The organism is Moorena sp. SIO2C4, from assembly GCF_010672485.1.
GTDB lineage: Bacteria > Cyanobacteriota > Cyanobacteriia > Cyanobacteriales > Coleofasciculaceae > Moorena > Moorena producens.
On sequence record NZ_JAAHGN010000432.1, the window covers coordinates 1 to 6,052 of the forward strand.

At 41.3% G+C, this 6,052-nt stretch carries 4 protein-coding genes; 2 read left to right on the plus strand and 2 right to left on the minus strand.

The window, feature by feature from the left end; translation table 11 throughout:
• Positions 1 to 16: 16 nt before the first annotated feature.
• Entirely contained in the window at positions 17 to 598 is a 582-nt protein-coding gene (locus F6K20_RS21160; RefSeq protein WP_287295926.1) for a TetR/AcrR family transcriptional regulator, read from the minus strand.
• A 226-nt stretch (positions 599 to 824) separates the two neighbouring features.
• Positions 825 to 2,150, minus strand: a complete 1,326-nt coding sequence (gntT, locus tag F6K20_RS21165) for a guanitoxin biosynthesis MATE family efflux transporter GntT (RefSeq protein ID WP_287295928.1) — start codon at positions 2,148 to 2,150, stop codon at positions 825 to 827.
• 296 nt (positions 2,151 to 2,446) lie between these two features.
• Here gntT and F6K20_RS21170 point away from each other — a divergent pair, with 296 nt between their 5' ends.
• Positions 2,447 to 3,793 carry a citrate/2-methylcitrate synthase gene (locus F6K20_RS21170; RefSeq protein WP_287295930.1) on the plus strand — a complete coding sequence of 449 codons (1,347 nt, stop codon included), beginning with the start codon at positions 2,447 to 2,449 and terminating at the stop codon, positions 3,791 to 3,793.
• Between the two features lie 542 nt (positions 3,794 to 4,335).
• The gene (locus tag F6K20_RS21175) at positions 4,336 to 5,670 is read left to right on the plus strand and encodes a tetratricopeptide repeat protein (RefSeq protein WP_008190065.1); all 1,335 of its coding nucleotides are present in this window, start codon (positions 4,336 to 4,338) and stop codon (positions 5,668 to 5,670) included.
• Positions 5,671 to 6,052 lie beyond the last annotated feature (382 nt).

A 6,052-nucleotide genomic window follows, 5' to 3' on the forward strand; every position in this document is an offset into this window, starting at 1 on the left:
TCAAGTAGCGCTTAAGCTAATTGCTGACCGCTGATAGCTTCTCTTCCAGACATGCACCAGTAATCTGATCAAAAGCAGCACTACTATCTTCCGCTACCCGGGCTAATAATTGCGCTCCTTGTAACATGGAAAGTAGCATTTTTGCTTCTACTTCCAGCGATTGGCTACACTGCCAAGCCTGGGTTTCACAGCCACGGTGCAATAGTTTAGCTAACCAAGATTCAGTGACAGAAAAGAAACTTCTGATCTCTGCTTGGATTTCGGAATTTAAAACACTCAAATCTGCTGTCAACATTCCACACAAACAAATTTTATTGTCTTGCAAACCATCTCGGTAGAGATTCACAAACTCTCTCAATTGTGCTTGAGGTGTTGTTTGTTGTTGCTCAATCTCAACACATTTCCGTGCGAAGTTTTTTTGGTATCGTTTTACTAATTCCTTTACCAAATCATCTTTAGAAGGAAAATGGTAATGGATACTAGCCTTACGGATACCTATTTCTTTGGAAATGTCGGCGTAACTAAAGGCGCTGTAGCCTCGGTTGCGCACCATTGATTGAGCTACGTCTAGGATTTGTTGAGCAGTTTTCTGTTTCATGACTTTATACTACCTACTACTAGGTAGACTTGTCAAGTCTTTTTTGGAAAGGGAGTAGGGAGTAGGGAACTTAGAATTTAGAATTTAGAATTTAGAATTTAGAATCGGGAGTCGGGAGTCGGGAATCGGGAGAGATGTAGGGTGGGCAGTGCATCACAGCGATTCATTTGTTTGCCATCGCCTTACTACACACTGCCCACCAACTGACTATTCAACACTCCTGGGATTAAATATTCTCAGACCTCATGGTTTTTGGGACTTGAACTGCCAGGGCTAAGGCTCTTACTCCCATATAACAACACATAGCCAGCCATAAGATTTGACTACTGTGGAACCACCAAGATGCTACAGCGACAGGGATAAAACCAACAAGACTACCGGTTACAACACCTTTGCGAAGCAGAGCTCCTTCAGTTAAGCCCAAAAAATACCCATCTAACATAAAAGCCATAGAACTCAGTCCTAGAAAGGGAAGTAGCCACAGAAGATAATGGTGAAGTTCGTCAATTACCTCTCCATGATTGGTCATCAACCCAAACAGAGGATCTGGCAGGAGGACAAATAAGGAAGCTATGGTTAGTCCTATGCCGAGGCTGCTTGCTCCAGATAGGCGCAACAGAGAAGGAAATTTGTTGGTCAAGCCTTGACCGCGAAAGTTCCCTGCTATACTTTCCGTCGCAAAGGATAATCCTTCAATAAAGTAGAAGGTCACGATCATCACCTGCAACAGTAAAGTATTGATAGCTAGCACCATCGTGCCCAAATAAGCACTCAAATCAGTAAAGGCAGCAATGGTGATGGTTGAAGCAATAGAGCGTATCCAGATATTTCCATTCAACTTAAAAGTCGATTTTATGGCCTCTAGGTCGAAAATCCTGTCTACTAGCGCTAGCATTTGAGGATAGCCATTTTCTGTAGCTATGAAAATCATGCCCATAAGTAACATCAGATACTGGCCAGCCGCCGTAGCAAATCCAGCCCCTGCACTTGCCCAGCCCCAACGGATAATCAGCAGGTAATCCAGTATAATATTCGCTCCATTGCCAATAGCTGACAAAACCAATACTTTGGTGCTCTTTTCCCGGCCTAGAAACCACCCGATTAAGACCAAGTTGAGTAGGGTTGCAGGCGCTCCCCAAATCCGAGCATTAAAGTAATCTTGTCCAGCAGCTTTAACCTCAGGTGCAGCGCTGAGTAGGCTAAAGCCAATTTCTCTAAGGGGATATTGCAACAAGATAATGAGTAGTCCGAGGGTTAAAGCAATTAAACCATTACGTAGAAGTACTAACGTAATTCCATCTTGGTCAAAGCGTCCTTCCGCTTGAGCCGTTGGGCCGGTAGTTCCCATCCGCAGAAAGTTACAGTTGCGATACACCAAGTTGAAGATAACTGTAGCTAGAGCAACCCCAGCTAAATAGTTAATATCTGCTAAGTGTCCCAAAAATGCGGTATCTACTAACCCTGCTAAGGGAATCGCGATGTTGGAGAGGATATTGACAGTAGCTAATCGCAGAAAGCGAAGATGAAACGTTTCCGTATTGTCTTTGGACATAAGGGGTCTTAATTACCAAAATCTAGCCAAAATTGTTGACTGTAAAATTTTCTTTTATTCTCACCATAAACAATTTTTGGCTGATCGTGTTTATTTTTGTTTACAATATGCTATATTTGGAGTGGATGCTAATCACAAAAGTTGCTAGTTATAGCAAAACTTTGTATCTCTTGATACCAAGAATCTATAAGTTAGTATAAACCCATACTAATTTGTGGGCTTTTGGATCCATTTTGAGATGTTTTTTGATAGCTCTGAAGTTAGCTGATCGATAGGATTATTAGGTGATTGTAAAAATGGAACATTCTCATCTCACTATCATCTTACCCGATGGTTCATCTCACCCTATTCCCATATACTTGACCAAGACAGGACAAACACTAATCTGTGGGAAAACAGTAGCAAAAACTACAGGCTATCAAATTTACGATTCCGAACTCAGGCACACAACTACTGAATTAGCCAGTCTAAGTTATTTAGATGCCGGAGCTCTAGAATTATACTACCGGGGGATTCCGATCCAATTAGTAGTCGATAATTGCGATTACTTAGATACCATTATTTTGTTATATGAATCACATCTCCCCAGCCAAGAGGAAAAACAATGGTTTAAGGAGCAACTGGCCAAAAACTCTCTTCTGGATCAGAAAATTATTAAGGGACTCAAGAGTGTAATCTCTTCCTTTTCTCCCCATGCTAATCCCGTCGCTATTCTAAGTTCTGGATTATCCTATCTTTCCGGAGAATGTTCTTTGCCTTTACGGAATCAAGGCGAACAGTTGGAAGCAATATTGAAGGCTCTTGCCATAACTCCTATTCTGGTAGGGATGATCCTACAACATGTCAAACAGCAGCCTTTGGTATTGCCCCAAGACGTTGGCTGTTATGGACAAAATTATGATTATATCAATAATCTTCTGGGGATGATCTGGGGTTTCGGTAACGTAACCGATGAGCAACGCTCTTTGATGGATACACTAATGGTGTTGCATGCAGACGCTGGCTTGAGCCCTTCAACATTTGCTGCTAAACAAAATATTAGCAATGGTACGGGAATGTGGAGAAGTTTAATCTCCGCCTTAAACGCCTTGTCTGGAGACAAACATGGCGGTGCTAATTTCAGGGTCTTGCAGATGTTTCAGGAAATTGCTGCTGCTGATGGAGACCTAGAAGAGAATATCAGAAATTATATCCAGCAATCCCTGGATAAAAAACAGAAAATCCCTGGGTTAGGCCATATTGAATTCAAAGGGATAGACCCTAGAGCCAGAATTCTCAGCAAAATCTGCAACCAAATGGTTGAAGAAGGAAAGGGAGATACTTTCATGCATATTGCGAGGGAAATGCATAAGCAAATAGATACTATTCCTTACTTCGATAAGATTAAACCAAACGTAGATTTTTATTCTGGTGTTTTATGGAAAAACCTAGGAATTCCTGATCAACTGATGACAGTTATGTTCTATTGCAGTCGCATTGCTGGCTACATTGCTAATATTTGCCTAGCTACCGAAAAATCTACTATTGTTTTCCCTAATCAAGCTTATGTAGGAAAAACAAATTTATTCTTTAATGATGTTGAGCCAAGCACTTCAGGAGTGATTCCCTTATTCCCTGCTCTTAAGCATTCAGCCGTGAGCTAAAAGCTCACGCTACGCGAACAGCTGTCAGCCGTCAGCCTAATCCTTAAAATAAACCCGGGAGTAAATGTAGGCTGGGCAGTGCATGACACCGATTCATTTGTTTGCGATCGCTTTTAGCGGCTCCTACGGAGCATCGCGTAGCGTGACCTACGGTCAATCGCCTTACTAAGCACTGCCCACCAACGGACTAGTTGATGTCGGTGAGCAGAAACACCTCCAGACGTGATTTACCGTAATGTTAAGAATTAATACAGCAATAGCAACACTTAGTGATACAAGTAGTATAATATCTCTACTTTAGATTTATGCTATTACTAAACCTCAAATTGCCATTAAGATTCCTCCAACCCTTCTCCCATAACTCAATAGCTGCTAGGTTGAGCAAACTGGCAGGTCAAAGACTGATGTGATTGTTGATGCGATCGCTAATTACCTTGACTGTGCTGAAAACATTCCCATCATTCAGACAATGGCTGAATTTGAGAGGAGGTTGGTGGAACGGGAGGCTGAAATTAGAGGGAAATCAGACGTCAAGTCAGCTTATGCCAGAAGAAACTCCTAAGACTAACTCTGCTATATCAAAGTTAGAGTCTGCTATTCAACGTTATACTCATGCACTTACTACACTTGAAGACGCTAGCTCGCCATCAAAAGAAACAGTTCTAGAGGTTTTGACTGCTCGTGATACCGTTCAAGCAGAATTAAGCAATCAATCACAGATTCCTACAGGAAGCTTGATTAAGGTTAACGATCTAGATCACCGATTAAAGCAAGATACTAATAAGATTACCACAGTAGATCTAACTGAATGGCATGCTATTTTCAACCCTAACGTAGAGGCTTGGTGGTGGTTTCTTGAACCTCCAAAGCATCGATGGGATTATCTGGATTGGCTATGGAAAATACTGACAATTGTATTTCTCATATTGTCTTTTAGTTTAACGGTAGATATTTCGGAACACTTTCTGAGTGGTGGAGCACCAGATACCTTAGAGGTTTTTGTTACTGCTAGTGAGGGCGTCCTAACACTACTGGTTGGTAGAACCGCTTTCACAAAAACTGGACAGGAGTTAATCAAAAATGCTCTTACCCGTTTGAATATTCCTAACTATTTTTGGCAAGAAGTAATTTGTGGTATTGCCTTCAGTCTTTTCCTCATTTGTGTTATAGTTTATTTTTTGTTACCTAAGATTGCCGATTTTTACAACCATCTTGGTGATCAAGACATTCAACATAATCATCCGAAATTTGCTGCCGCCATATCAGACTACAAACGAGCAGTCGCCCTGAATCCTGACTACGCTGAATCTCATTATCACTTAGGAACAATTTATGAGGAACTACAAGAAAATCAAAAGGCTTTATCTCAATACAAAATTGCTGTGAAAGATAACTTCATTCCTGCTTATAATAAGTTAGGAAGAATGTATATTATCGATCAAAAATATGCTCAGGCTAGTTTTTGGTTACGAAGAGGTCTAGACCTAATTAATGAGGAGACTGAAAATGATAAAGACAATGATAAAGAAGTGAAATACAATTTGCTGACAAACCTGGGGTGGGCTATGCTAGAACAAAAGTACTATGATGAGGCAAAATATAATCTCGAGAATGCTAAGAAGTTATATAATAACAAGGCACCAGCTTACTGTTTGCTAGCCCAGGTATTAGAAGCTGAAAAAAACGAAGCAGATGAAAAAAATACGGAAACAAAAAACACGGAAATAATTAATAATTGGGGATATTGCTATGAGTATGCCAATACTAATAATATAGATGAAAACAAATGGTTTTATCAAGCTAGACAGCACTTAAAAACTCCGTTAAATGGTTCTTCAGTACCTGCTATGCTAAATTTCCAGTTAAAAAACTCATAAAGCTTACTGTAAAAGGGAAATGAGGCTATTCAACTAACAAAATTTTCTGAATACTGCCTCTTTCCACTGCTCCGTTCGCGCAGCGTGGCCAACGGCCTCACGCGCCCCGCGTGGCCTACGGCCTCAGTCCCTGCTCCCTGCTCCCTTGGCCACAGTAAATCTATCATTTAGATGTAGGGTGGGCAGTGTATCACACAGAGTCATTTGCTTGCCATCGGGTTGGTACACACTGCCCACCTTACGATTGACAGTAATCGGTAACTCACCACTGATAACTAACTAGTTCATGTCAGTGGGCAGTGCATCACACCGATTCATTTGTTTGCGATCACGTAGCGTGACCTACGGTCAATCGCCTGACTAAGCACTGCCCACCAACGGA